At 42.9% G+C, this 25,838-nt stretch carries 25 protein-coding genes; 11 read left to right on the forward strand and 14 right to left on the reverse strand.

Going from position 1 to position 25,838, the window contains the following annotated elements; translation table 11 throughout:
- Nucleotides 1-26 precede the first annotated feature (26 nt).
- The gene (locus ACLI08_RS13790; protein WP_411429084.1) at nucleotides 27-1,091 is read left to right on the forward strand and encodes a glycosyltransferase; all 1,065 of its coding nucleotides are present in this window, start codon (nucleotides 27-29) and stop codon (nucleotides 1,089-1,091) included.
- Here ACLI08_RS13790 and ACLI08_RS13795 read toward each other — a convergent pair.
- Complete coding sequence (locus tag ACLI08_RS13795; RefSeq protein ID WP_411429085.1) at nucleotides 1,065-2,108, reverse strand: sensor histidine kinase; 1,044 nt, start codon at nucleotides 2,106-2,108, stop codon at nucleotides 1,065-1,067. The genes ACLI08_RS13790 and ACLI08_RS13795 overlap by 27 nt on opposite strands.
- Nucleotides 2,108-2,791 carry a response regulator transcription factor gene (locus tag ACLI08_RS13800; RefSeq protein WP_411429086.1) on the reverse strand — a complete coding sequence of 228 codons (684 nt, stop codon included), beginning with the start codon at nucleotides 2,789-2,791 and terminating at the stop codon, nucleotides 2,108-2,110. The genes ACLI08_RS13795 and ACLI08_RS13800 overlap by 1 nt, the downstream gene beginning before the upstream one ends.
- A gap of 183 nt (nucleotides 2,792-2,974) precedes the next feature.
- On the opposite strand from ACLI08_RS13800, the gene ACLI08_RS13805 reads away from it, so the two are divergent.
- The 5 genes from ACLI08_RS13805 to ACLI08_RS13825 all read left to right on the forward strand — a co-directional run bounded on the left by ACLI08_RS13805 (nucleotide 2,975) and on the right by ACLI08_RS13825 (nucleotide 10,675).
- The gene (locus tag ACLI08_RS13805) at nucleotides 2,975-5,785 is read left to right on the forward strand and encodes a TonB-dependent receptor domain-containing protein (protein WP_411429087.1); all 2,811 of its coding nucleotides are present in this window, start codon (nucleotides 2,975-2,977) and stop codon (nucleotides 5,783-5,785) included.
- A gap of 262 nt (nucleotides 5,786-6,047) precedes the next feature.
- Nucleotides 6,048-7,229: a hypothetical protein gene (locus ACLI08_RS13810; protein WP_411429088.1), complete on the forward strand. Its 1,182-nt coding sequence runs from the start codon at nucleotides 6,048-6,050 to the stop codon at nucleotides 7,227-7,229.
- Between the two features lie 187 nt (nucleotides 7,230-7,416).
- Entirely contained in the window at nucleotides 7,417-7,752 is a 336-nt protein-coding gene (locus ACLI08_RS13815; RefSeq protein ID WP_411429089.1) for a T9SS type A sorting domain-containing protein, read from the forward strand.
- Nucleotides 7,753-7,858: 106 nt separating this feature from the next.
- Complete coding sequence (locus ACLI08_RS13820) at nucleotides 7,859-9,613, forward strand: T9SS type A sorting domain-containing protein (protein WP_411429090.1); 1,755 nt, start codon at nucleotides 7,859-7,861, stop codon at nucleotides 9,611-9,613.
- A gap of 81 nt (nucleotides 9,614-9,694) precedes the next feature.
- Complete coding sequence (locus ACLI08_RS13825; RefSeq protein WP_411429091.1) at nucleotides 9,695-10,675, forward strand: acyl transferase; 981 nt, start codon at nucleotides 9,695-9,697, stop codon at nucleotides 10,673-10,675.
- A gap of 51 nt (nucleotides 10,676-10,726) precedes the next feature.
- On the opposite strand, the gene tyrS is transcribed toward ACLI08_RS13825, so the two are convergent.
- Nucleotides 10,727-12,031 carry a tyrosine--tRNA ligase gene (tyrS, locus tag ACLI08_RS13830; RefSeq protein ID WP_411429092.1) on the reverse strand — a complete coding sequence of 435 codons (1,305 nt, stop codon included), beginning with the start codon at nucleotides 12,029-12,031 and terminating at the stop codon, nucleotides 10,727-10,729.
- Between the two features lie 141 nt (nucleotides 12,032-12,172).
- Between tyrS and ACLI08_RS13835 the strand changes: the two genes are divergently transcribed.
- Nucleotides 12,173-13,180, forward strand: a complete 1,008-nt coding sequence (locus tag ACLI08_RS13835) for an NAD-dependent epimerase/dehydratase family protein (RefSeq protein WP_411429093.1) — start codon at nucleotides 12,173-12,175, stop codon at nucleotides 13,178-13,180.
- A 40-nt stretch (nucleotides 13,181-13,220) separates the two neighbouring features.
- Here ACLI08_RS13835 and ACLI08_RS13840 read toward each other — a convergent pair whose 3' ends face one another.
- The 3 genes from ACLI08_RS13840 to ACLI08_RS13850 are packed head-to-tail and all read right to left on the reverse strand — an operon-like array spanning nucleotide 13,221 to nucleotide 15,736.
- Nucleotides 13,221-13,637 carry a DUF4296 domain-containing protein gene (locus ACLI08_RS13840; RefSeq protein WP_411429094.1) on the reverse strand — a complete coding sequence of 139 codons (417 nt, stop codon included), beginning with the start codon at nucleotides 13,635-13,637 and terminating at the stop codon, nucleotides 13,221-13,223.
- 26 nt (nucleotides 13,638-13,663) lie between these two features.
- Complete coding sequence (locus tag ACLI08_RS13845) at nucleotides 13,664-15,007, reverse strand: dihydroorotase (protein WP_411429095.1); 1,344 nt, start codon at nucleotides 15,005-15,007, stop codon at nucleotides 13,664-13,666.
- 9 nt (nucleotides 15,008-15,016) lie between these two features.
- On the reverse strand, nucleotides 15,017-15,736 hold the full coding sequence (locus tag ACLI08_RS13850; protein ID WP_411429096.1) for a polyprenol monophosphomannose synthase: 720 nt from the start codon (nucleotides 15,734-15,736) through the stop codon (nucleotides 15,017-15,019).
- A gap of 103 nt (nucleotides 15,737-15,839) precedes the next feature.
- Between ACLI08_RS13850 and ACLI08_RS13855 the strand changes: the two genes are divergently transcribed.
- Both ACLI08_RS13855 and ACLI08_RS13860 read left to right on the forward strand, forming a co-directional pair.
- Nucleotides 15,840-16,502, forward strand: coding sequence for a DUF4271 domain-containing protein (locus tag ACLI08_RS13855; protein WP_411429097.1), 663 nt, complete (start codon nucleotides 15,840-15,842; stop codon nucleotides 16,500-16,502).
- Between the two features lie 15 nt (nucleotides 16,503-16,517).
- Nucleotides 16,518-17,267 (forward strand): uroporphyrinogen-III synthase, encoded by a 750-nt coding sequence (locus ACLI08_RS13860; RefSeq protein ID WP_411429098.1) that lies wholly within the window; start codon nucleotides 16,518-16,520, stop codon nucleotides 17,265-17,267.
- Between the two features lie 152 nt (nucleotides 17,268-17,419).
- Here the strand turns inward: ACLI08_RS13860 and pckA are convergent, their stop codons facing one another.
- Both pckA and ACLI08_RS13870 read right to left on the reverse strand, forming a co-directional pair.
- Nucleotides 17,420-19,021, reverse strand: coding sequence for a phosphoenolpyruvate carboxykinase (ATP) (gene pckA / locus ACLI08_RS13865; protein ID WP_411429099.1), 1,602 nt, complete (start codon nucleotides 19,019-19,021; stop codon nucleotides 17,420-17,422).
- A gap of 83 nt (nucleotides 19,022-19,104) precedes the next feature.
- The gene (locus ACLI08_RS13870) at nucleotides 19,105-19,488 is read right to left on the reverse strand and encodes a DUF423 domain-containing protein (protein WP_411429100.1); all 384 of its coding nucleotides are present in this window, start codon (nucleotides 19,486-19,488) and stop codon (nucleotides 19,105-19,107) included.
- Nucleotides 19,489-19,615: 127 nt separating this feature from the next.
- Here ACLI08_RS13870 and ACLI08_RS13875 point away from each other — a divergent pair, with 127 nt between their 5' ends.
- Both ACLI08_RS13875 and ACLI08_RS13880 read left to right on the forward strand, forming a co-directional pair.
- On the forward strand, nucleotides 19,616-20,986 hold the full coding sequence (locus tag ACLI08_RS13875; RefSeq protein WP_411429101.1) for a saccharopine dehydrogenase family protein: 1,371 nt from the start codon (nucleotides 19,616-19,618) through the stop codon (nucleotides 20,984-20,986).
- Between the two features lie 135 nt (nucleotides 20,987-21,121).
- Complete coding sequence (locus ACLI08_RS13880; protein WP_411429102.1) at nucleotides 21,122-21,592, forward strand: Lrp/AsnC family transcriptional regulator; 471 nt, start codon at nucleotides 21,122-21,124, stop codon at nucleotides 21,590-21,592.
- Between the two features lie 117 nt (nucleotides 21,593-21,709).
- On the opposite strand, the gene ACLI08_RS13885 is transcribed toward ACLI08_RS13880, so the two are convergent.
- The 6 genes from ACLI08_RS13885 to ACLI08_RS13910 form a co-directional block, all read right to left on the reverse strand.
- Nucleotides 21,710-22,414 carry a zinc metallopeptidase gene (locus ACLI08_RS13885; RefSeq protein WP_411429103.1) on the reverse strand — a complete coding sequence of 235 codons (705 nt, stop codon included), beginning with the start codon at nucleotides 22,412-22,414 and terminating at the stop codon, nucleotides 21,710-21,712.
- 101 nt (nucleotides 22,415-22,515) lie between these two features.
- Entirely contained in the window at nucleotides 22,516-23,199 is a 684-nt protein-coding gene (locus ACLI08_RS13890) for a hypothetical protein (protein WP_411429104.1), read from the reverse strand.
- Between the two features lie 156 nt (nucleotides 23,200-23,355).
- A complete protein-coding gene (locus tag ACLI08_RS13895; RefSeq protein WP_411429105.1) occupies nucleotides 23,356-23,988 on the reverse strand; it encodes a YiiX/YebB-like N1pC/P60 family cysteine hydrolase in 633 nt (210 codons plus the stop codon).
- Nucleotides 23,989-24,687, reverse strand: coding sequence for a tRNA pseudouridine(55) synthase TruB (gene truB / locus ACLI08_RS13900; RefSeq protein WP_411429106.1), 699 nt, complete (start codon nucleotides 24,685-24,687; stop codon nucleotides 23,989-23,991).
- Nucleotides 24,688-24,693: 6 nt separating this feature from the next.
- Nucleotides 24,694-25,506, reverse strand: a complete 813-nt coding sequence (locus ACLI08_RS13905) for an undecaprenyl-diphosphate phosphatase (RefSeq protein WP_411429107.1) — start codon at nucleotides 25,504-25,506, stop codon at nucleotides 24,694-24,696.
- A gap of 3 nt (nucleotides 25,507-25,509) precedes the next feature.
- The gene (locus ACLI08_RS13910) at nucleotides 25,510-25,803 is read right to left on the reverse strand and encodes a DUF3098 domain-containing protein (RefSeq protein WP_411429108.1); all 294 of its coding nucleotides are present in this window, start codon (nucleotides 25,801-25,803) and stop codon (nucleotides 25,510-25,512) included.
- Between the last annotated feature and the right edge of the window lie 35 nt (nucleotides 25,804-25,838).

Consider the following 25,838-nt stretch of genomic DNA (forward strand, 5'->3'; position numbering starts at 1 on the left):
ACTAACTCTTTATAAAAACATAACACTTGGAACCGCGCAAAAAAATATTGGTAGCACCCCTTAATTTTGGCTTAGGGCACGCCACACGCTGCATCCCGATTATAGAAGCGCTGGAAAACCATGGATACGAACCCATAATTGCATCAAACGGGGCATCGTTACACCTGTTGCAAAAAGAGTTTCCGCACCTGGCCTCTGCCGAACTACCACACTATCAGCCAGAGCATACCAAAAAAGACGCGCTTATAAACCCAAAATCAGTACCGCAACTGCTACGTATGTTTAGCGCCATACGCCGCGAACGCCGCGCTGTAAGCCAGCTGGTAGCGCAGTACAATATTTCGGGCATAATATCAGACACGCGCCTTGGGGCTTATCACCCGGGGCTGCCCGCAGTGCTCATTACCCACCAGGTAAATGTGCTGTGCGGAAATACATCGGGCCTGGCAAGCCGCATTAACCGAATATATTTTAAAAAGTTTACTCAATGCTGGGTACCCGATGTTAAGGACAGCCCTAACCTATCGGGCAAGATGGGGCATACCGAAGAAACCATACCTAACCTTAAATATATAGGTACACTAAGCCGCCTGCACAAAACAAACGCCGAAAGCCGCCTGTACGACCTTGCCGTGCTGCTTAGCGGCCCGGAGCCTTACCGCACCCAGCTGGAACAACGCATTATGGGAGAACTGCAAGGGTACGAAGGTACTGCGGTAGTTATACGCGGGCTTATACAAGATGGCCAGCACGTAAGCCATAACGGAAACATTACCACATACAATTACATGGACAGTGCCGGGCTGGAAGAAACCCTTAACCGCAGCGAGCTGGTACTGTGCCGCCCCGGCTACAGTAATATAATGGATTTAGCCAAGTTGTGTAAAAAAGCTTTTTTTATCCCGGTGCCGGGTAGCGCAGAACAGGAATACCTGGCCCGCAAGCTAAAAAAAGCCACACTGGCTCCGTATGCAAAGCAAGACAGTTTCAGGATTAGGGATTTAGAAAAAGCCCCGCTGTATAAAGGGTTGCGGGATATAAACGGATTGGGTAAATGGAAGGATTTATTTAGCCTTTTCGAGGGTAAATGAAAACTCTGACCCCTGCCCGAAGTTACTTTCTACGTAAATTTTTTCGTCGTGGGCCTCTATAATATGCTTTACTATGGCAAGCCCAAGGCCTGAGCCGCCTTCGGTACGGGCACCACTTTTATCTACGCGGTAAAAACGCTCAAAAAGTCGGGGTATGTGCTTTTGCTCTATACCTTCCCCGTTATCTTTTACGCGTACAATTACCTTGTTGTTTACAAGATCTTCTATACTTATTTCGGTAGTACCGTCTTCTTTACCATATTTTATAGAGTTCATAACCAGGTTAGTTACCACCTGCTGTACCTTATCCTGGTCTGCATACACCATTATAGGCTTTATGTACTTCATGTCGAACATTAGTATAATGTTTTTGCTGTCGGCTTTCATTTCCAGCAGGTCAAAAACATTTTGTATCAGCTCTACAATATTAAAACGGGTATAGTTAAGATTTAGGTCGCCCACCTCCATTTTACTAATCATGTCCAGGTCCTGCACTATGTATATAAGGCGTTCTACACCTTTTTCGGCACGTTGCAGGTATTTTTTACGGAGGGTTTTGTCGTTCATGGCACCGTCCAGCAGGGTAAGCAGGTAGCCCTGAACGGTAAATAGCGGGGTTTTTAGCTCGTGCGATACATTACCTAAAAACTCCCGCCTGTATTCTTCCTGAACCTTAAGGGTTTCTATTTCGAGTTTTTTGTCGCGGGCAAATTTTTCCAGCTCACGGGTAAGGGTAGCCATATCGGTCATTACCGGCTTACTGCGCATGGGGCTTGCTTCGAGCAGCGAAATATCGTCATAAATTTTCTTTACCCTGCGGTAAATAAAATGTTCTACGCGGTATTGCAGTACAAAAAACGCAAAAACAAAGAGCGAAAACGTAAATACAAAAATAAAAAGCCAGTTTACGGTATGCATAAAATACAGCAATGCTGTAAGCATAGCGGCAGAAAATAACGATATGTACGAGGCCGATTTTACGGCAAACCTGTATGACTTTTTAAATTTTATGTTCACTAAATTTCAAGCTTGTAGCCTACTCCTTTTATGGTTTTAAATATTTCGTCGCCTATTTTTTCGCGCAGTTTGCGTATGTGCACGTCTATGGTACGGCCTCCTACCACAACCTCGTTACCCCACACTTTATCCAGGATTTCTTCGCGTTTAAACACCTTGCCCGGCTTGCTTGCCAACAGGTAAAACAGCTCAAACTCCTTGCGCGGAAGCACAATTTCGCGGTCTTCTATTACTATTTTATACTCTTCGCGGTTAATTTCTATATTACCCACTTTAAGTACATCTTCTTTGTTTTCGTCTTCTTTAAGCCTACGCAGCAACGCCTTTACCTTACTAACCAATAGTTTCGGCTTTATAGGCTTGGCTATGTAATCATCTGCGCCGGCATCAAATCCTGCCACCTGAGAATAATCCTCGCTACGGGCTGTAAGGAAGGTAATAATAACATTAGCAAGTTCTGGTATCTTCCTTATGTTTTCTACAGCTTCCATACCGTCCATTTCGGGCATCATCACATCGATGATAATCAGGTGCGGCATTTCTTTTTTTGCCTTGGCTACGGCCTCTTTACCGTTAACCGCCGTAACAATCTGGTAGCCTTCCTGAGACAGGTTATATCCCACAATTTCAAGGATATCCGGTTCATCGTCGACTAACAAAATCTTAATGTCTTTCTTCTTCATCTTGACGCTATATGAATGTTTAGCGGTGGTAAAGGTAAAGATAATAAAAAATGATAAAAGAGTGTTAACGGTAATTTAATCTGTTAACAATTTAATAATAAATACTAAATCCAAACCTAACGATTCTCTAACATTCGGTTTAATGCCTCACAGCATCTTTGCACCGAATTTAAACAACACGCAATGAAACTTAAACTGTTAGTAATAACACTACTTACTTTTGTAATGGGATTTGCCCAGGAAAAAGGCACAGTAACCGGTAAAGTTACTGATAAAGACCTTGGTGGCGAAGCCCTTCCCTTTGCAACCGTAACGGTTAAAGGATACCCTAACACAGCCAACACAGACGAGAACGGTGTATATACACTTAAAGTAAACGCCGGAACCTACACCATAGTATTTGCCTTTTTAGGATACGAATCTAAAGAGGTTAAAGTAACCGTAGCCGCCGGAGAAACTAAAACAGTAGACCAGCAACTGGGCAGTACCAGCGTGCAGCTGCAAGACGTGGTGATAGAAAAAACGGTAAACCGCGAAAAAGAAACCGCCCTGCTTTTAGAACAAAAAAACGCGGTAGAAATTAAACAGAGTATAGGTGCACAGGAACTTAGCCGTAAAGGTATAGGCGATGTGGAGGAAGGCCTTACTAAAATTACCGGTATTACTAAAGTAGACTCAAGGGGTATTTTTGTACGAGGACTGGAAGACCGCTACAACAGCCTTTTAGTAAACGACCTGGCAGTACCCTCTAACAACCCGTTTAAAAAAGTACTTCCGCTGGATATTTTCCCTACAGATATTGTAGGTGTGGTAGATGTATTTAAAACATTCAACCCTAATATTTATGCTGACTTTGCAGGTGGTACGTTTAACATTGCCACTTCTAAAGGTAATAAAGATGTAACCAAAGTAAGTGTGGGCGTAGGCTACACTACAAACAACAACCTGGCCGACTTTAAAATAGATAGCGATGCACATGGTGCTCAGGGCTTCTTTGGGCTTGCAGGTAGCGACAGACAACTACCGGGTATTTTTGGCGGAAGACCTTCGTCAAAAACACTTACACCGGCTCAGTCTAAATCTGCGTTCCCGTCTGGGTTTAACGTAGACAGCTACAAGAGCCCGCTTAACAGCAGCATAGGTTTTTTACACGCAAGCAAATTCGACTTTAAAAACGATGCCAAGCTTACCTACCTTGTGTCGTTAAACTTTGATAACAGCTACACCATACGTAAAGGTGCGGACCGTAACCTTTTTGGCGGGCCAAACACGGGCGTGTATTTTTATAACGACTTTTATGCAAGCGAGTATAAATACAAAACTAACGGTAGCGCGCTTATAGGTGCTGCCTACAAAACAAAAAGGCTAGACCTGGGTGCTAATGTGTTTTACCTTAAAAATACCGAAAACTCTATTAAAGACCAGTACGGTATACTAGAGGCACAAACCATAAACCCTAACTACATGCTACGTACCAACCAGCTGGACCAGAGTGATTATGTAACTGCACAGCTAACCGGTAAGTACTTTGTTACCGAAGATAAAAACCAGTACGTACGTGGTGGCGCATCGTTTTCGAGCACATCGTACCAGCAGCCAGACCGTAAGTTTTTTGGTGGTACGTATGACCCTGCTACAAACCAAATCATTGGATCTTATGGAGGTAACAACTTCCTACGCCAGTACCTGGATATTAAGAGTAACATGTATTACTCTGGCATGGCCGAATACAACCTTAAGTTTGGCAAAGGGGATGATAAGCAAAACCTGCTTACTGTAGGTTACAACGGATTTGGGTCAGATATGGAAACGTCTTACCGTTTTGCAGCTACCTTCCGTACCGATGGCGCGCCGGCTTACTACACCAGCAACATAGACAATATAGACAGCCAGTACAATACAGACCTTGACCAGGCCAACTTTTACTACAGGGAAACCTCTAACGCGCAGTACAAGTCTAAACTGTTTGAATCTATAAACGCAGGATATGCTAATGTGCTGTTTAAGTTTAACGATAAGTGGGAAATAAACGGCGGTATACGTACAGAGCAGGTAAACCGCGAAACAAAATACCGTGAAAATGGTTCGTTTAACGACCCTTACATTAAAAAAACATTCAACAAAAGCTACATACTGCCATCGCTAAATGCTAAATACGGCCTTAACGACAACTCTAACCTGCGTCTTGCCCTTAGTAAAACCTATACTAAGCCGGTGCAAATGGAAATGCTTGCCATTACATACATTAATGCCGACGGTACATCGGTAAGTGGTAACCCTTACCTTGTAAACAGCGACAACTATAATGCCGACCTTAAGTATGAGTGGTTCCCGTCTAAATCAGAAACTTTCTCTGTAGGTGCTTTTGGTAAAAAAATAAACAATGCTATAGAGCGTACGTACCAGCCGAATGCCGGTGGCCCTATAACAACGTTCTTTAACACGGGCGATGCTACACTTTATGGTGTGGAAGCTGATTTTATAATGGAACTTTCCCGCTTTAGCGAAAGCCTTAAGAAGTTTACATGGGGCTTTAACACCTCTGTAATGAACACTAACGTAAAAACAAAAGACCAGTACGTAAACAGTAACGGCGGTGTATCTCCATCTATAGAAACACACAAAGAGCGTCAGCTACAGGGTGCCAGTAAGTGGCTTATAAACTCTGACCTTAAATACCAGTTTAACCTTAAAGAAAACTGGACAAATACAGCTACGCTTGTGTACTCTGTATTCGGAAAAAGGATTTACAGTGTAGGTAGCCTTCCTATGGATCACATTTATGAAATGCCGGTAAGCCGACTAGACCTTGTGTGGAGCAGCCAGGTAAACGAGCACTTTGATTTTAAAGTAAGTGCAGACAACCTGCTTAACCCTAAGGTGCGTTTTGAAGAAGGTAAAAACGTAGCGGCTACATATTTTGCCGACTCTTATGTACTGAAAGAATTCCGCCGCGGGGTAGGTTTCTCAGTAGGGGTTAACTACACGTTTTAACAAACAGCAAACAACACTTCGTATATTTAAAAAATCAGGAAATTAATTTATACGGATTAAATGGCCGCCTCTACAGGGCGGCTATTTTGTTTTACACTAAACTTTACCTTGGTAACATTAGCATAACGCTTTAGTGCTTTTACTTTAATAATCAAATAACAATCCCCTAACCGTTTTAAGTGATGACGAAACTACTTTTGAACCATCAAAATTTTTAGAAAAACATTTAACTATTTACACTAAAAAATAAACAACAAAACTTATGAAAAAAATTCTTTTAGGAGCCGTTCTTGCAGGAGCAATACTCACAGGATGCAGCAGCAGCGATGACGACAACACACCGCAGCCGGTTGAAGGTTCTATTTCTGGAAACATTACAGCTAACAAAACATTTGCTTACGGTAATTACACCCTTTCGGGCATTGTAAAAATCGCCTCTGGTGTTACTGTAACTTTTGAAGCCGGTTCTACAATCACTTGTAATAAATCAACAGGAGACAACGCTCTTGTAGTGCTAAACGGTGGTAAACTTATAATTAACGGTACTGCCGATGCACCGGTAGTATTTACTGAAGCTTCTAAAACTCCGGGAGCATGGGGTGGTATAATCATGTACGGTGATGCGCCTATTAAAGCAGCATCTGGTGCTACAACAGCTACTTCAGAAGATGGTAACAACCAAACTTACGGCGGTACAAATGCTGCACACAACGGTGGTGCACTACACTATGTACGCGTAGAATACGCAGGTGCTAAACTTGCCGATGGTACTAAAGAAAACAACGCATTTACATTCTACTCTTGTGGTACAGGTACTGTACTAGATCACCTTGTAGCCTACAAAGGTGCTGATGACGGATATGAGTTTTTTGGTGGAACTGTAAGCGCTACTAACCTAATTTCTTACGGTAACTTTGACGACGCTTTTGACTGGCAAGATGGCTGGCAAGGCCAAAACAACAGCAACTGGTACGCTTACCAAACTGTTAAAGGTAACTTCGGTATGGAAATCGAATCATCTAACAACAACAACACGTTCTTCCCTAAAATTACTAACATCACCCTAAAAAGGGCTGCTGGTACTACTCCGGAAGTAGCAGGTGCAATAGAAATAGATGCTATACAATTTAAGAAAGAAGGTAATGGCGACTTTAGCAACATTATAGTAGACGGTTACGGTAACTACACAGAAGGTACTACTGTATACGAAGGTGCTGCACTTAAAATACAAGACGCTAACACTAATACCAACCAAGTTAACAACGGAAGGATTAAAATCAACAACATTAAAATTACAAATACCACTCACGACATACTTGCTGCATCATCTTCGTTTACAGTAACTATGCCTACAGGTTCATGGTCTGCAAGCAACTCTGCTACAGGAGCTGCTATAACTTCAGGTACATGGTCTGTTGTAGATGGTACACAACTTATAAAGTAATACGTTACTTCATATTTACAAAAGCGCCGGCATTGCCGGCGCTTTTTGCTTTATATACAGCTAAAAAATAAAATATTCCGCAACCCAAATGTTAAAAAACAACCTTAAACTTTAATATTTTTTCATAACAAAATTTGGTACGGTATTTGAAAATAATTTTATACATTTACAACAAGATTTATGGCGTATGAAGAAATACTACTATTACATCACCGTTTTCCTGTTTACACTGTTTTCGTTGACTGCAACGGCACAGGAAAGTAAGTCAGGAATTTCTGCCGGAAAGGAACCGATAGAAGGCCTTAATATTTACCCTAACCCGGTAAGTGGCGGTAAGCTGTATATTACTTCTAAATCTGGCCAAAGCAGAGATATCGAAATATTTGACGTACTGGGCAAGCGCATACTTGCCGCGTCTATTTCGGGTAAAGAACTAAACATTTCAGACCTTACACCGGGCGTTTATATCATAAAAGTAAAAGAAGGTGAAGCATCAGAAACAAGAAAGCTCATTGTTAAGTAATTAACACTGGGCTTTCCTGCTAAATTAATCATAATTTTACCACTTATTGTTTTTATATTTTTTCCTGTTTACTATCTTTGTTGTTGGATTAATAACAAATTAGAACATGAAAAAACTTTACATCCTATCAATGTTCCTTTTAGGTCTTGCTGGTGCAACTGCACAAACGATCTACACGGAAGGCTTTGGACCTGGTGGAAACGCATCCCCTTACCCACTTGTAACTGCTTACACCCAGTACGAAAACACCACAGTAACATACAGCGGAACATCATCTGTTCGTGGTAATGTACAATCAAGTGGCTACGCTGGAGCTACAGGAGCTGGAGCTATCTATTTCGGAGCAGATCAAACCTTTGAAATATCTGGTATAAACACAGCAAGCTATAACGGCGCTAACCTGGTGCTTTCATTTGGTCAGTTACAATCAGGATCAGGAACTATAGATACCGCTGCAAGTTTTACTGTAGAAACAAGTACAGATGGTACACAGTACTCTCCATTAACATACACGCGTTCTTCTGCGTCAGGATGGAATCTTATTACTATAACTAACGCTATCCCTTCTACATCTAACCTACGCCTACGTTTTACTCGTACAGCAGCAAGCGGAAATACACAATACAGGGTAGACGATGTTAAAGTAGCAAATGTATCTGCTAACTGTACTCTTGCTCTTCAAACACCAACAACAGCTTGTGATGCCAGCACTTACGGTACTGACACTTACACCGCTACCATTCCTTTTACAGGTGCAGGTAACGCGGCTTACGTAGTAAGCACTACTGCTGGTACTGTAGGCGGAGACAATCCTGCTACAACAGCTGCCGGTAACATTGTAATTTCTGGCATTACAGAAAATACTAACATCAGCGTAACTGTTGCAAGTTCTGCAGACTGTACACAAACAATTGCCGTTACTGGCGTATACTGTAAGCCGGTAAACACACTTCCTTACAGCGAATCATTTGATTACGCAGAAGCTAGTATACTTACTAATTCAGAAAAATGGTGGACAGGTAACTCTGGAGATGATGTAATAATAACAAGCCCAGGCTTAACTTATGCAAGCCTTCCTTCTGCAGGTAATGCAGCACTTTTTGGTGGTGCAGGTAAAGAAGCGTTTACGCCATTTACATCTACAACTTCAGGCACAGTTTATAGCTCATTCCTAATCAATTTAGACCAAACAAATGTAACTACAGATGGTACTGCAACATACTTTGCAGGTTATCTTTCATCTAACACTGATGTTGCATCTTACACTACTAAATTTTTCTACAAAAAATCAGGTGATCAGTTTGTAATTGGTATTGGTTCAGGTACTGATGCAACTACTACAGCATACACTACTACACTATATAACGCAGGATCTACAGTACTTGTAATTGCATCTTACGACTTTACAAACAACGTAATAAATGCATGGATAAACCCTACAGTTAGCGGATTTAACGGTACTGCTACACCTACACTTACATTTACACCTGCTACTGCATTTACTACCCTTGGTGGTTTTGTACTACGTCAGGACGATACAGCAAAAACACCTAACATTACTTTTGATGAGCTAAGGATAGGTACTGCTGTAGCTGATGTTATTACAGATACTTCAAGCGTAGCTCAAAACGAAATAGAGGGCCTAAGGATGTTCCCTAACCCAATGAACGGCAACGTGCTAAACATTACATCTAACAGCAACAACGTTAAAGCTGTAGCTATCTATGATGTACTTGGTAAGCAGGTATTTGCCGGTAACACTGTAAACAGTGCAGTAAACGTAAACCTTACTGCCGGTGTATACATTGTAAAAATTACTGAAGGTGCACAATCTGCAACAAGGAAACTTGTAGTAAAATAAGCTGCCTTTACACTATATACTAAAAGCACCGCCGCAAGCGGTGCTTTTTTATTTATTACCTTTGTAAAAAATAAATACACTTTGGTTAGCGCAGCCGACATATTTACGATATCCTCTAAAAAGGAATTTGAAAAAATAACCCTAAAGGTATTCCGTCACCAGTACGACAACAACCCGGTGTACCATGAGTTTTGCAACTTGCTGAAACGCGATAAGCAAAACGTAAAACGCATACAAGACATACCGTTTTTACCCATACAGTTTTTTAAGTCGCATAACGTACTCAGCACTACAGACCCGGTACAAGAAACCTTTACCAGCAGCGGAACTACCGGCGCCATAACCAGCAAACACCTGGTTACAGACCTCAGCTATTACGAGCAGAGTTTCCGCATGGCGTTTTCGCAGTTTTATGGCAACATAGAAGACTATGCCGTACTGGCGCTGCTTCCCTCCTATCTGGATCGCGAAGGCTCGTCGCTCATCTACATGGTGGCCGACCTTATAGAGGGCTCTAATAACCCGCACAGCGGCTTTTACCTGCGCAACTATGATGAACTTATAACAAAGCTAACTACACTGGATAACGAAGGCCAAAACGTACTGCTTATAGGCGTTACCTACGCGTTGCTGGATCTGGTAGAAAAACAATCATTCAACCTGAAGAACACCATTATTATGGAAACCGGTGGCATGAAAGGCAAGCGCAGGGAAATGATTCGGGAAGAGCTGCACGAAATTTTATGCAAAGGCTTTGGCGTGAGCAAGATCCATTCTGAATATGGCATGACCGAGCTATTATCGCAGGCATATTCGCTGGGAGATGGTATTTTTGAGTGCCCCCCGTGGATGGATGTGCTTATCCGCGATACGGAAGATGCCCTTACCTATATAGACTACGGCAAGACCGGCGGAGTAAATGTAATAGACTTGGCCAACTATAATTCGTGTTCGTTTATAGCCACACAGGATTTAGGTAAAAAATACCCCAACCAAAGTTTTGAAGTACTGGGCCGTTTTGACAACAGCGACATAAGAGGCTGCAACCTTATGGTAATGTAACAACTGAAACTACAACCGTATATAACAAAAAAGAGGCTCAGGCCTCTTTTTTTATTTTAGCGTTAAAACAAACGATTTGTTTTTCCCAAACTGTACCAAAATGTATTTGCCCAGCACCAGGTCTTTTTCGGTGATTTTGTAATCAGCCGTGATTTTCTCTTTGTTAACCGCTACCGCGTTTGCCGCAATACCTTTCCGCGCCTCGCCACGAGACGGGAATATTTTGGTAATATCGGCAAGCAGTTCTACAAGGTCTTGCTCCTCACTCAGCTGCTCCTTAGTAACATCAGCATAAAAGAACTCACCAAAAATATCTGTAAAGAAATCCTCGCTTAATGCGTTCAGCTGCTCATAGTTATATTTAGAAAACACAAACTCGCTGCGGCGGATGGCCTCATCAAGCTGTTCCTGCCCGTGCACAAAACGCGTTACCTCTTCGGCAAGTTTCTTTTGCAGCTGCCTTAAGTGTGGTGCCTCCCTGTGTGCCTCTATAAGCGCATTTATTTCTTCTTCCGGAAGGAACGTAAATATCTTAATATACTTTTCGGCATCTACATCGGTAGTTTTTACCCAAAACTGGTAAAACTTATATGGCGATGTTTTATCGGCGGTAAGCCATACGTTACCCCCTTCTGATTTACCAAATTTACTACCGTCTGCCTTAGTAATAAGCGGGCACGTCATAGCATATGCCTCTTTTTTACCTTCTTCGGTATTCATACGGCGGATAAGTTCTGTACCCGTAGTTATATTACCCCACTGGTCGCTACCGCCCAGTTGGAGCTTGGCACCGTAGGTTTTGTGCAGGTGGTAAAAATCGTATCCCTGTATAAGCTGGTAAGTAAACTCTGTAAACGACATACCCATACCTGCTTCGCCGCTAAGGCGCTTTTTAACCGAGTCTTTTGCCATCATGTAGTTTACGGTAATACGCTTACCTACATCGCGCGCAAAGCTGATGAATGAAAACTCCTTCATCCAGTCGTAGTTGTTTACCAGTACCGGGGCATTAGCCTCTTTCGACTCAAAATCAAGAAAGCGAGACAACACCGCCTTAATACCGTTTACATTTTTTTCAAGGGTAGCTTCATCAAGCAGGTTACGCTCGTCTGATTTGCCCGAGGGGTCGCCTATCATACCGGTAGCACCACCTACAAGGGCAATAGGCTTATGGCCGCTGCGATACAAATGCACTAATATGATGATTGGCACAAGGCTGCCTATGTGAAGGCTGTCCGACGTAGGGTCAAACCCTATATACGCAGTCGTCATACCTTTAAGCAGTTCCTCTTCAGTTCCCGGCATAATGTCGTGCACCATGCCCCTCCATTGTAATTCGGCTACAAAATTTTTCATATTAGTGATTTTAATGCGGTTGCAAAAATACAAAGGCTATTCTACTTTCAGGAATATTTTTCGGCATTATTTGCCAAAACATATATGTTAACTACCGCATGCCCGGCAAGCCGCAAGCGTAAAAATTGTATATTTGTTACTATGATACTAGTTACCGGCGGAACAGGATTAGTAGGCGGCCACCTGCTGCTTACACTGGCTCAGGGAAACACCCCTGTAAGGGCCACTTACCGCAACAAACAGCATATAGAAAAAACACAGCGGCTTTTTGCGCAAAGCAATGCCACAGCCCTGTTTGAAAAAATAGAATGGATAGCCGCAGATATTAATGATATACCGCGCCTGGAGGAAGCTTTTGCAGGCATAAAACAGGTATATCACTGCGCTGCAAATGTGTCGTTTGACCCAAAAGACGAAGACCTGCTGCGCAAGGTAAATATTGAAGGTACCGCTAATATGGTAAACTGCGCACTGGCATTTGGCGTAGAGAAGTTTTGTCACGTAAGCTCTATTGCAGCCCTGGGCGACCCTACGATACCCGGCAGCACCATAACCGAAGAAACGGAATGGAACCCCGAAGTATACCACAGTGATTACCAGATTACAAAATACGGCGCCGAAATGGAAGTGTGGCGCGCCTGGCAGGAAGGCCTTAATGTGGTTATTGTTAACCCCGGGCTTATCTTTGGGCCGGGTTATGGTGATCAGGGCAGCGGTGCTGTATTTAAGGCCGTAAAGCGCGGGCAGTATTTTTATACCAACGGCAACTGCGGCATAGTAACCGTAACCGATGTGGTAAACACAATGATACTACTTATGGGCAGCAACATTAACGGCGAACGCTTTACCGTAGTGGCACAAAATGTAAACTTTAAACAAATGCTGGATGCCATAGCAAGAGGGATGAACAAGCAGGGGCCTTCCATTTATGCATCTAAACTGCTTATGGCAGTGGCATGGCGGGTAGACTGGCTGCTAAGCAAACTGCTTATGCGAAAGCGACTGCTTACAAAACACATGGCGCAAACAGCCTTTACCACAGAGCATTTTGACAATACTAAAATAAAAACCGCACTAAACTACACCTTTACAGACACATTACAATACATAGAACAGCTTGCTGCAACCTATGTGCAGAAAATAAAATAAGCTCCTTTAAAGGAGCTTATTTTATATAAAAGCAGGATCTTTATTTTAGTTGCTGAAACCGGTTCTGCGGATCGTTTTGCTTAACCTCAGGTGCTATTCCCGAGTTTTGCTTGTTAGCATTTGCAGGTAGGGTTTTGTCTTTTTCTGCCCTTATCCTATCAGCTACCGCGTGGAGCATCTTTTCATATTTTTCGAGATCAGATGCGTAATATTGGTGGTTTTTAGAAAGCGTAAGGCTATCAATCTTATACTTCTTGTAAATATACGTACGGGGGTTAATGCCTTTTTCTTCCATAGAAACCGTATTATACGATTTCATGGCCTGTAGTAATGACATATCGTACAACACGTCGGTCATTTCTTTTTCGCTAAGCAGGTGCTCCGGCTTCTCTGCGCCATTTTTACGGCAACTAAGCAGCAGCGCAGGCAGCACTAAGGCCAACAGGAGTTTTTTCATGGCAAACCTTTGTTTTGTTCTGTTTACTATTCGCGGTTAAATAACAACCTTTCGCCACAGCGAACGTCTTTTACCTTAAAGTTATTGTATACAAGCTGCCCGTTTACAAATGTATGGGTAATACGCGATTTAAAGTTAATCCCCTCAAAAGGAGACCAACCGCACTTGTACAGTATATTTTCTTTTTTAACGTTCCACGGCAGTCCCGGGTTAATAATAACCAGGTCGGCATAATAGCCCTCGCGTATAAAGCCGCGCTTTTCTATCCGGAATAATTTTGCCGGATTGTGGCACATTTTTTCTACAATTTTCTCTACCGATATTTTCTTTTGATGGTACGCCTCAAACATAGCTACCACACTGTGCTGTACAAGTGGCCCTCCGCTTGGCGAAGAGGTGTACGGCTTTTTCTTTTCCTCCAGCGTATGCGGGGCATGGTCTGTAGCTATTACATCTATACGATCGTCCAGCAGGGCTTTCCATAGCGCATCTCTGTCGGCTTCTGATTTTACCGCAGGGTTCCACTTTATAAGCGAACCTTTAGTGGCATAATCAGCATCGGTAAACCACAGGTGGTGCACACATACTTCGGCAGTGATTTTTTTATCCTCAAGCGGGATTTTATTTGTAAACAATTCCGTTTCCTTAGCTGTAGAAAGGTGAAAAACATGTAGCCTTGCACCGGTTTTCTTAGCCAGCTCTATAGCGCGGGATGAAGATATATAACACGCCTCTGTACTGCGTATTTCGGGGTGGTATTTTACAGGGATATCATCACCATACTCCGCCTTAAACTTTTCCAGGTTTTGCCTTATGGTGGCCTCATCTTCGCAGTGCGCTGCTATAAGCATGCTGGTACTGCTAAATATTTTTTCGAGCACCTGTTCATCATCCACCAGCATATTACCGGTAGAGGAACCCAGGAAAAGCTTTATACCGGCCACATTACGCGGATTGGTTTTAAGCAGCTCATCAAGGTTATCGTTAGTACCCCCCATCATAAACGAGTAGTTAGCATAAGACACCTCTGCAGCACGCTGGTACTTTTGTTCCAGCAGTTCCTGCGTTACAGCGTTTGGCACCGTATTTGGCTGCTCTATGTACGAGGTTACACCACCGGCTACTGCCGCGCGCGATTCGGTTTCTATGTTACCCTTATGGGTAAGCCCCGGCTCGCGGAAGTGCACCTGGTCGTCTATAGCGCCCGGTATAAGAAAACTACCTTCAGCGTCTATAATCCGTACATCTGGCGATTTAGGGCTTATACTTTCGGCGATTTCCTTTATAATCTTGTCTTCAATGTAAAGGTCGCCTTCAAAAATTGTACCCTCATTTACAATCCTGGCGTTCTTTATCAGTGTTCTGTTCATTTGGTAATGTTATAGTCTGTTCAGCATCTTTTTCCAGCGCAATCTTATAACGCCAAATATGGCCTCTTTAAATATAGCCGAGCTCATTTTACTTTGTCCTTTAGTACGGTCTGTAAATATTATAGGGACTTCTACAATATTAAACCCGTTACAATACGCGCGGTACTTCATTTCTATCTGAAACGCATACCCCACAAACTTTATCCTGTCCAGGTTTACGCTTTCCAGCACTTTTCGCTTATAGCATATAAACCCGGCGGTAGCATCTCTTATGGTCATTCCGGTAACCGCCCTTACGTAGCTGCTGGCATAGTAGCTCATAAGTACGCGGCTCAGGGGCCAGTTTACCACATTAACCCCCGTTACGTAGCGTGACCCTATAGAAAGGTCGGCCCCGTTGTGGCACGCCTGGTATAGCTTTACCAAATCTGCCGGGTTATGCGAAAAATCAGCATCCATTTCAAAGATGTAGTCGTATTTACGCAGGATTGCCCATTTAAAACCGTGCACGTATGCTGTACCAAGCCCCGATTTACCCTGGCGCACCTCCATGTGAAGGTTAGGATATTCGGCTTGCAGCTCGCGCACTTTTGCCGCGGTACCATCTGGCGAATTGTCGTCTACCACAAGCAGGTCGAATGCTACAGGCAGCTGAAACACAGCCCTTACAATGGCTTCTATGTTTTCAATCTCGTTATACGTAGGAATTATTACAATACCATCGTTCATGTACCGGGGAAAATTTTGTGCAAAAATAGTTATTTATTAACGGGTAAAAAACAATTAAATGATAATTAACGGGCACGTTTATAAAAAATACTAATTTTGCGCAATGGATAACTTTACGCTGCACGAACGTATAACCGGAGCCCACGACTGGGCCACCATACTATTTGTGTTATGTTTTGCCCTTATTGCCGTAAACCGCGCCGTGTTTGAGGTAAGGTTTAGCGAGTTTATAAAACTGGCATGGTCTGATAAGTACATAAAAATATACAAAGACAGCAGCAACCTGCAAAGCTGGTTTACCATATCTTTATTTACCATACAGGTTATTTCTTACGCATTTTTGCTGCGCTTTATACTGGTGTATTTTAAGTTTTCAGACGGTGGATTTCTTAGCTATATTCAGCTCCTTACCGTGATTGCCACCTTTATTTTGGCTAAATTCCTTATAGAGAAAATTATAGCCACAGCCTTTAACATAGAAGATTTTAATGAGCAGTTTAACCTGCACAAGGTAACCTACCGCGCTTACATAGGCATGTTACTGCTGCCGGTAAACGTAATATTGTTTTATAATCTGGCTCCTAAAGCCTTTGTACTGTACATTTTACTGGGTCTTATAGTGGCCGCAAGCATACTTTCTTATCTTATTTCGCTGAGGATTTATCAAAATTTAATACTCAGCAAAATCTTCTATTTTATTTTGTATCTTTGCGCACTTGAAATAGCACCCTATTTCTTTCTGTATTATTGGTTTGCCAATCGCTAGTTAATAAACTATATTATGAAAGTGAAAACAATTTTGGTTTCGCAACCGGAACCTAAAGTAGAAAATTCACCGTACTTTGAAATTCAGAACAAGCTGAAAGTAAAAATAGACTTTAGGCCGTTTATCCACGTAGAGGGTGTTAGTGCAAAAGACGTGAGGGCTCAGAAAATTGACCTGAACAACTATACCGCCATAATCCTTACCAGCAAAAACTCGGTAGACCACTTTTTCCGTGTGGCCGAAGAAATGCGATACAAAGTACCGGAAACCCTTAAATACTTCTGCCAGAGCGAGGCCATTGCCTTTTACCTGCAAAAGTATGTAGTGTATAGAAAAAGAAAAATTTATGTAGGCCAAAAGGAGTTTGCAGAGCTTTCTCCGCTGATTAAAAAATACAAAGACGAGAAGTTTTTACTACCGGCTTCAGACCAGCTAAACGAAGACGTGCCGCAGGTGCTAAACAGCCTTAAGGTAGACTGGACACCGGGAACCTTTTACCGCACGGTTATGAGCGACCTTAGCGATCTTAAAGACGTGTACTATGATGTACTGGCTTTCTTTAGCCCTACCGGGATAAAATCGTTGTTTAAAAACTTCCCTGATTTTCAGCAGAACAATACGCGCATTGCGGTATTTGGCCCTACAACACAAAAAGAAGCGCTGGACCACGGCCTTCGTGTAGATATAATGGCACCCGCTCCGGGAACCCCGAGCATGACTATGGCTTTAGAAAAATATATAGCAGAAGCAAATAAGGCAAAATAATATTACTCTTACATACATAAAAATCCCGCTTTTGGCGGGATTTTTTAGTTTATACAGTACGCTATAGTAAACACGCAGACAGGATTAGGCAAAAAAATAGCTGCCCGTCCCCGGGCAGCCCTTTCCAAAAACATCTATTCTAAAATCCACAATTATGCCAGCGGACCGCCAGCAATAATTTCGTAGTTTGAGAACTCCTCAAATTTAGTGAAATTTTTTCTAAAATTGTCGGCAAGTTCATGCGCTTTTTCATCATACGCTTCCTTGCTTTCCCACGTATCCCTTGGGTTTAGTACTTCTGTAGGAACATTAGGGCAGCTCTGTGGCACAGACAGGCCAAAGAACGGCTCTTTTACAAACGCTACATTATTAAGTTCGCCATTAAGGGCAGCGGTTATCATTTCGCGGGTGTAGCGCAGTTTCATGCGGCTACCCACACCGTAAGGCCCACCGGTCCAGCCGGTATTAATAAGCCATACATTTACGCCAGCCTCACGCATTTTGTGTATCAGCATTTCGGCGTATTTAGCAGGGTGCAGCGGCATAAACGGCGCACCAAAACAGGCCGAGAAATTAGGCTGTGGTTCTTTTACACCTTCCTCTGTACCGGCCACCTTAGCGGTGTAACCCGATATAAACCAATAAGCAGCCTGCCCCGGGGTAAGCTTGCTTATAGGAGGCAGTATGCCAAACGAGTCGGCACTAAGGAAAAATATATTTTTAGGGTTATAGCCTACAGAGCCAAACTGTATATTATCAATAAAATCAATAGGGTAGCTTACGCGGGTGTTTGGCGTTATGCTTACATCTTCATAATCTACCTCGTTTGTTCCCGGCTTAAATTTAATGTTTTCCAGCAGGGCGCCTTTTTTAATGGCACGGTAAATGTCCGGCTCATTTTCTTCGGTAAGGTTAATTACCTTAGCATAGCATCCGCCTTCAAAGTTAAACACGGTATTTTCGTGCGTCCATCCGTGCTCGTCATCGCCTATAAGCCTGCGAGCCGGGTCTGCCGAAAGCGTGGTTTTGCCCGTACCCGATAAACCGAAGAAGATAGCCGTATCGCCATCTTTACCTACGTTAGCACTACAGTGCATAGGGAAGGTATCTTTATCTACCGGAAGTATAAAGTTAAGCGCAGAGAAAATACCTTTTTTCATTTCGCCGGTATAACCTGTACCACCTACAAGGGCTATTTTTTTGGTAAAGTTTAGTATAGCAAAGTTTTTGCCGCGCGTACCATCGGTATCAGGGTCTGCCTGAAAACCCGGCGCAGAGATTACGTGCCACTCCGGCGAGTAATCATCAAGCTCATCGGCATCGGGCCTTAAAAACATATTGTAGCAAAACAGGTTACCCGATGGTAACTCGTTTACCGCCCTCACATTAAGCCTGTAATTAGGATCGGCACATACATAAGCATCGCGTACAAAAAGTTCTTTGCCCGATAGGTACTGCATTACTTTGTTGTAAAGCGCATCAAACTTCTCTGGGCTGAACGGAATGTTTACCTTACCCCACCAGACTTTGTCTTCGGTAATGGCATCTTTCACTATAAAACGGTCTTCGGGAGACCGCCCGGTGAAGGTTCCTGTGTTAATGGCCAGGGCACCAGTACTGGTTTCTACCCCCTGCCCTTTTTCAATCGTTAGGTTATGAAGCTCCTCCGGAGACAACTGATACCTTACTGTAGCGCCTGTAATTCCTAGGGATTCAAGCGAAATCGTTTTCGTAAAAAGGCCGTAGTTATCCATAGTTTGGGTTTATGTTTGGGTTGTATCAATGCCCAAAGATAAGAATTTTATCAAACCATGGATAAAAAATTATAGGCTAATGGTCATTTTTGTTTAATTATATTCAAAAACAGCATCCCCCACGCCCCTATTAGTAACAATCCTCCAATAGGTGTAATAATCCCGATTTTCTTTATTTCAAACGGAATGTATTTTTTTAAGGCCAAAAAATAAATAGAAACAGAAAAAAATACCACTCCTGTTACCACTAATGTAAAAATCTGTTTCTTGGCTGCCTCGTTAAGCAATGTGGTTGTACCAATAAATAAAAGGAACAACGCATGATAAATTTGGTACCTAACCCCCGTTTCAAAAGAAGCTACAGACTCAGGTTCCACGATTTTTTTTAATCCGTGTGCGCCAAAAGCACCCAGTAAAATACCTGTCATTCCTAAAAAAGCGGCAGTAGCCAATATGTTTTTATCCATTTTCTTTAAATTTTGTGGCGTAAAGTTAGCCACTAATCAACATTTAACAATACAAAATCACAAGATTATATATAACAATTTACTACTTTCGTGTTGCAAAAAAACCCGAACAAACAAACAGCTTACAATGCGAAACCTCCTTATTATTGGCGCAGGCCGCTCTGCAACCTCGCTAATAGATTACCTTTTAGAAAAGTCAGACACTGAAAACCTGCACATTACCATAGGCGACCTTTCGGCAGAACTGGCAAAACAAAAAACTAAAGGACACCACAATGCCCGTGCTATAGCCTTTGATATTTTTAACGAAGCGCAGCGCCATGAAGAAATACAAAAGGCAGATATAGTAATAAGCATGCTACCGGCTCACCTGCACTACGAAGTGGCTAAAGACTGTATTACCTACCGTAAACATATGGTTACGGCATCTTACATAAGCCCCGCAATGGCCGAACTTGACGAGAAAGTGCGCCAGGCAGGACTTGTTTTTATGAACGAATGCGGGCTAGACCCCGGCATAGACCACATGAGCGCCATGAAGGTGATTGATGAGATACGTGCCAAAGGTGGAAAAATGTTATTGTTTGAATCGTTTTGCGGCGGCCTTGTAGCCCCTGAAAGCGATAACAACCTGTGGAACTATAAGTTTACATGGAACCCGCGCAATGTAGTACTTGCCGGGCAGGGCGGCGCAGCCAAGTTTATACACGAAGGCAACTACAAATACATACCGTACAACAAGCTGTTTCGCCGTACGGAGTTTATGGACGTGGAAGGCTATGGCCGTTTTGAAGGTTATGCTAACCGTGATTCGCTTAAATACCGCAGTATTTATGGCTTGGACGACGTCCACACACTATACAGAGGCACGCTGCGCCGTGTAGGATTTTCGCGCGCGTGGAATATGTTTGTAACCCTGGGCATGACCGATGATACATACGTTATGGAAAACAGCGATACCATGAGCTACCGCGAGTTTACCAATTCGTTTTTGCCATATCACCCTACCGATAGCGTGGAACTGAAACTACGCCACATCCTTAAAATAGACCAAGACGATATTTTGTGGGAAAAACTACTGGAGCTGGATGTATTTAACCCCAATAAAAAAATTGGCCTGCATAACGCTACGCCTGCACAAATACTGGAAAAAATACTATCAGATAAGTGGACGCTGGCACCCGATGACAAGGACATGATTGTAATGTACCATAAATTTGGCTATGAGCTTAACGGCAAAAAAGAGCAGATAGACAGTACTATGGTGTGCATAGGCCAGGATCAAACGTATACCGCTATGGCAAAAACGGTAGGCTTACCTGTAGCTATCGCCGCGCTAAAAATACTAAACGGGCAAATAAACACCCCGGGTGTACAGCTGCCTATAACTAAAGAGGTATACAGCCCCATACTTAACGAGCTGGAAACCTACGGTATAGTATTTAACGAAAAGCAGGTGCCTTACCAAGGATACAACCCGCTGAACGTGGCGAGTTAAAAATCCTTATGCCAGCAAATTACAAATACAACCTCCCCACTAATGGGGAGGTTTTTGTTTTTACATAAATAACCTGTATAGACTACAGTTTATTACAAAAAAATTATATTTGTAGTAAATATGTAATTTAAAACCATGAAGATCAATCAAACCCAAATTGAAATAGACGGCATAGATAAGGAAATCCTGCGCGACCTTATGGATGATGCACGTAAACCGATTCTACAAATAGCCAATAAAATAGGCATATCAGGTGCGGCCATACACCAACGCCTGCGTAAGCTGGAGCAATCAGGGGTTATAAGCGGCTCTAAGTTTACCGTAAACACCCGCGTGTTGGGGTACAGCACTATGGCATTTGTGGGTATTTACCTGGAAAAAGCATCGAGCAACTCAGAGGCTGTAAAAGAACTCCGCAAAATACCCGAGGTGTTAGAGTGCCACTACACCACCGGTAACTGGAGCATCCTTATAAAAATCATTTGCCGCGATAATGAACACCTTATGCAACTGCTTAATACCCGCATACAGCCCATACCGGGGGTAAGCCGTACCGAAACCTTTATATCATTAGAACAGCAGATAGAACGACAAATACAACTTTAGTCGAAAGCCGAAAGCCAAAGTCGAAAGTCGAAAACAAAAAACAAGGGCTACTCTTTACCGAGATAGCCCGTACATATATTACAAACGTAATATGGATATATATAGAGAGAAATAATTTTAGTCTCTGGATCTGCCGCCAAACAGCATTAAACCGTAATAAAGCAAGGTAGCTACGGCACCTATTGCAGCCACCAGGTAAGTGCGCGCCGCCCATTTAAGTGAGTCCTGCGCTCCATCGTATTCCTGTGGTGTAAGCATGTTTTTATTTTTTAGCCATGCCAGGGCACGGTTACTGGCATCATACTCTACCGGAAGGGTTATAAGGCTAAAAACAGTAGCTATAGCCATTAACCCGAAACCAGCCACCGCTATATACCACCCAATGCCCATTTTTACCACAGCGCCCATTAAAATTCCTATAAAAAGCAAAGGCATAGATAACTGCGATGCTATGTTAGTAACCGGAACCAACTTACTACGCAATTGCAGCGCACTGTATGCGGTAGCGTGCTGTACAGCGTGCCCCACCTCGTGTGCTGCCACGGCCGCAGCGGCGGCATTACGCTCGTTATACACGGCTTCGCTTAGGTTTACCGTTTTATCGGCAGGGTTATAGTGGTCTGTAAGGCGGCCGGGCGTACTTATAACCCTTACATCATAAATGCCATTATCATGCAGCATTTTAGTAGCTATTTCTGCGCCGCTCATACCGTTACGCAGGTGTACACGGCTGTAGTATTCAAACTTGCTCTTGAGCCTTGCACTTACTGCAAAGCTGGCTATACCTATAATTAATATCAGTAAATAATATCCTCCAAACATCTTCTTTTCTTTTATTAGTTGTTTTACGCTTAATTGTATAGCAAAAAAAAGGCCAGTCTATACAGACCGGCCCCGCACTGATAATTTGTCAGACAGTGGCGTTAATAATTTATGATAAGTTTAGCAAAAAAGCGTCCTTGTCCGCCTTCTTTGGTAGTGTTGTATACCTTAGCCACGTCAGAATGCCAGCTTGCGCGCGCCACATTCCATTCGTAACCTGTAGTTAGCCTTAGAGAAGCTGATTTATCCTGAAACAACCCGAACGAAGCCGATGGCCCCAAGTACCAACTGTTGTTATATAAACTTATACTCCTGGAATCACCTGGATCTATATTGTTTAGGTCTACGCTATTGCCCGGGTCAAAAATAGATACGGTGTTATACATATACGACAAATCAAAACCAGCGGCGGCAAGCATCCCTTTTTTGTAAAAGAAAATATACTGTGGCCTCCACTTAATGCCGGTATTAAACGAGCGTACGGTGGCACCGGTAACCTTTTTGTCTTTATAATAATCACTGGCCCATTCTAAATCGGTTAGCAAACGCCCCTGGATTTTAGTAAGCCCTATACCCAGTTCAAACAGGTTATCTGAAATTTGCGGCAGGTTACTCTGCTTAAGCTTATCATTTAATTTGTGTGGAACAGTTACATAACCGGCGCTAATAAAAAACTGTCCCCAAGGCTGTTTAAATTCGGGGGTTACGTTAAGTGTGTCTTTTTGCTGCGCAAAAGCTCCCAAGCCCATACAGCACAATACTGCAACGAGTAGGTTTTTTTTCATGATGATTGTTGTTTTAAATTGGAATTAAATTACAACTATTGTTTTTGATTTGATACAATAGAATAACCAAATGCCATGCCAAATTTTCCTACTAATAAAATCTTAAGTTTTAGACAGAGCAGGAATAATCAACGTAAACAAATGTGCAACAATAAATTAAGGCAGCAATAAATCACCCAGTACGGTTAGTTTATCACTTTTAGAAATACCTCCCGGATTACAGCCCGGCAATCCCTGAGGTATGGGTTTACCCAATGCTTTATAGTACGCTACCCACGCCGGAAAAAACGTATCGGTTCCCGGCTGTTTGTAGGTCATGGGGTACAACGCAAAGAATGGCTTATTGCCATTGGCATACAAAAAAGCATCGTAAATAAGTTCAGAACAATAATATGCCCCGTTATTGTACACATACTCATCATCATACGGCACCCCGATTTGCTTTAGGGTAAAGTCAAGTGCCGCAGGGATAAGCGAGGTGTATTTAGCTTTAAGCCGCATAACCAGCATGGGCTTTTTTGTGTTTTGGGCAAATTTTGCCAGCGGAGTAAGCCGCACCGCCTTTCCCGCAGCCTCAGCAATATAAAGGGTATCGTTTTTATGAAAGACCATGCCCATGTGGCTAAAATCGCGCCCTGCATAACCATCGGTTACGGCTTCTATGGCATCGCAAAGCGGGCCGCAGTCCATATCCTGAAATATAAAATCGCCATCCTGCAACTGTGCAGGTTTTACCTGTGCCAAAATAAGGCCGGGTAAAAACAACACTATGCATGTCAGCCATTTCATTTATTCGGCAGGTGTTATAGAGTCTTCAAAATCGTTTGGAGAAATGGCGTTTACCACATCAAACTCGCCTATTTTGGTACGGCGTAATGCGGTAAGATGCGCACCGCTGTTAAGCGCCACACCGTAATCATACGCCAGCGAACGGATGTACGTGCCCTTGCTGCACACTACCCTAAAGTCTACTTCGGGCAGGGCTATACGGGTCAGTTCAAACTCGTATATGGTAGTTTTGCGCGCAGCGATTTCTACTTCTTCGCCTTTTCGGGCGTGTTCATAAAGGCGCTTACCGTCTTTCTTTATTGCCGAAAACACCGGCGGCTTTTGGTCTATTTCGCCCAAAAACTGTTGTACGGTTTCCTGTAGTAGCGCTTCGGTAATATGTTCTGTACAAAAGGTTTCGTTTATTTCGGTTTCAAGGTCGTAACTCGGCGTGGTAGCCCCTATTTGGAATGTGCCGGTATACTCTTTTACCATACCCTGTAGTTCCGGAATACGTTTGGTAAATTTACCGGTGCAAATAATAAGCAGCCCGGTAGCCAGGGGATCCAGCGTACCGGCATGGCCAACTTTTAATTTTTTTAGCCCCAGGTGTTTTTTAAGGACCCACTTTACTTTGTTTACTGCCTGAAACGAACTCCATGTAAGGGGTTTGTCTATGAGCAATACTTTTCCTTCGGTAAAATCTTCAGCTAATGCCAATACTAATTATTTAAAGTACGTAAAATATACCAGTAACAACGTACCGGCCACAATACGGTAAATACCCCAGGGTTTAAAACCGTATTTTTTAATAACACCAATAAAACCCTTAATAGCTATAATGGCTACAATAAACGCCACTACATTCCCCATAAGGAATAACTTCATGTTATCGCCCTCCATAAGCATGGTGTACCCTTTTACTTCGGCACCTGCTACCTCATACTTTTTAAACACTATAGAGTACACAGTAACGGCAAGCATGGTAGGTACCGCAAGGAAAAACGAAAACTCAGCTGCAGCCTCACGGGTTAGTTTTTGCTGCATACCCCCTATAATAGAGGCTGCGGCACGGCTGGTACCCGGCATCATGGCTAGGCACTGCCAAAAACCTATGGTTACGGCTTTTTTTATGGTAATATCTTCTTCGTTAGAAATCTCAGGGCTGTGGAAAAACTTATCTATAAACAGCAGCACCACACCACCTACAATAAGTACTATGGCTATAGGCACAGGCTTGCCCAGTACATCGTCTATCATATCGTCAAACAGCTTACCCAGCACCAGCGCAGGGATAACCGCACAGGCCAGTTTTACATAAAAACTAAGTCGGCTAAAATCAAAAAACTTTTTCCAATACAGGGCTACTACGGCAAGGATGGCACCAAACTGTATGGCGGTTTGAAACAGCTTTACAAAAGCATCTTCCTGTATGCCGTATGCCGAGCTGGCAAATATCATGTGCGCCGTAGACGATATAGGCAGGTATTCGGTAAGTCCCTCAATAATGGCAAGAACCAAGGCTTGAATAAAATCCATATACTACTGCTTGTTTTTTATGGGTTTGTCTTCAGGAAAGGTAGTCCCGGCAGTAGTACCCTTTGGGCTTTTAAGTATAGAATAAATGGTAATCCCAAAACCAATCAGTACCACGGTAGGTGCAAGGCGAATCCTCCTCCAGCTAAAAAGTTCGGCTTCGTTAAACACGTTAGGGTCTTCACTGCCTCCGCCACTCATAAGTATAAAGCCCAGTGCCACTACGGCAAGGCCTATTAATAAGAAGGTATAGTTTTCCTTCGTAAAAAGGAATTGGTTTTTTAAAGGGCTTTTTTCCATCTTTTTTGTTTCAGGTTTAACGTGTCAGGTTGCAA

Source organism: Flavobacterium sp. RNTU_13 (assembly GCF_046614455.1).
Taxonomy (GTDB): Bacteria; Bacteroidota; Bacteroidia; order Flavobacteriales; family Flavobacteriaceae; genus Flavobacterium.

Bases quoted from the DNA above. Each gene is read 5' to 3' on its own strand.
- ACLI08_RS13890 (WP_411429104.1), bottom strand. From the start codon at position 23,199: ATGAAAAAAAACCTACTCGTTGCAGTATTGTGCTGTATGGGCTTGGGA.
- ACLI08_RS13820 (WP_411429090.1), top strand. From the start codon at position 7,859: ATGAAAAAACTTTACATCCTATCAATGTTCCTTTTAGGTCTTGCTGGT.
- ACLI08_RS13910 (WP_411429108.1), bottom strand. From the start codon at position 25,803: ATGGAAAAAAGCCCTTTAAAAAACCAATTCCTTTTTACGAAGGAAAAC.
- ACLI08_RS13870 (WP_411429100.1), bottom strand. From the start codon at position 19,488: ATGGATAAAAACATATTGGCTACTGCCGCTTTTTTAGGAATGACAGGT.
- tyrS (WP_411429092.1), bottom strand. From the start codon at position 12,031: ATGAAAAATTTTGTAGCCGAATTACAATGGAGGGGCATGGTGCACGAC.
- ACLI08_RS13860 (WP_411429098.1), top strand. From the start codon at position 16,518: ATGAAAGTGAAAACAATTTTGGTTTCGCAACCGGAACCTAAAGTAGAA.
- ACLI08_RS13875 (WP_411429101.1), top strand. From the start codon at position 19,616: ATGCGAAACCTCCTTATTATTGGCGCAGGCCGCTCTGCAACCTCGCTA.
- ACLI08_RS13810 (WP_411429088.1), top strand. From the start codon at position 6,048: ATGAAAAAAATTCTTTTAGGAGCCGTTCTTGCAGGAGCAATACTCACA.
- ACLI08_RS13895 (WP_411429105.1), bottom strand. From the start codon at position 23,988: ATGAAATGGCTGACATGCATAGTGTTGTTTTTACCCGGCCTTATTTTG.
- pckA (WP_411429099.1), bottom strand. From the start codon at position 19,021: ATGGATAACTACGGCCTTTTTACGAAAACGATTTCGCTTGAATCCCTA.
- ACLI08_RS13885 (WP_411429103.1), bottom strand. From the start codon at position 22,414: ATGTTTGGAGGATATTATTTACTGATATTAATTATAGGTATAGCCAGC.
- ACLI08_RS13840 (WP_411429094.1), bottom strand. From the start codon at position 13,637: ATGAAAAAACTCCTGTTGGCCTTAGTGCTGCCTGCGCTGCTGCTTAGT.
- ACLI08_RS13880 (WP_411429102.1), top strand. From the start codon at position 21,122: ATGAAGATCAATCAAACCCAAATTGAAATAGACGGCATAGATAAGGAA.
- ACLI08_RS13905 (WP_411429107.1), bottom strand. From the start codon at position 25,506: ATGGATTTTATTCAAGCCTTGGTTCTTGCCATTATTGAGGGACTTACC.
- ACLI08_RS13845 (WP_411429095.1), bottom strand. From the start codon at position 15,007: ATGAACAGAACACTGATAAAGAACGCCAGGATTGTAAATGAGGGTACA.
- ACLI08_RS13835 (WP_411429093.1), top strand. From the start codon at position 12,173: ATGATACTAGTTACCGGCGGAACAGGATTAGTAGGCGGCCACCTGCTG.
- ACLI08_RS13815 (WP_411429089.1), top strand. From the start codon at position 7,417: ATGAAGAAATACTACTATTACATCACCGTTTTCCTGTTTACACTGTTT.
- ACLI08_RS13850 (WP_411429096.1), bottom strand. From the start codon at position 15,736: ATGAACGATGGTATTGTAATAATTCCTACGTATAACGAGATTGAAAAC.
- ACLI08_RS13855 (WP_411429097.1), top strand. From the start codon at position 15,840: ATGGATAACTTTACGCTGCACGAACGTATAACCGGAGCCCACGACTGG.
- ACLI08_RS13800 (WP_411429086.1), bottom strand. From the start codon at position 2,791: ATGAAGAAGAAAGACATTAAGATTTTGTTAGTCGACGATGAACCGGAT.
- ACLI08_RS13805 (WP_411429087.1), top strand. From the start codon at position 2,975: ATGAAACTTAAACTGTTAGTAATAACACTACTTACTTTTGTAATGGGA.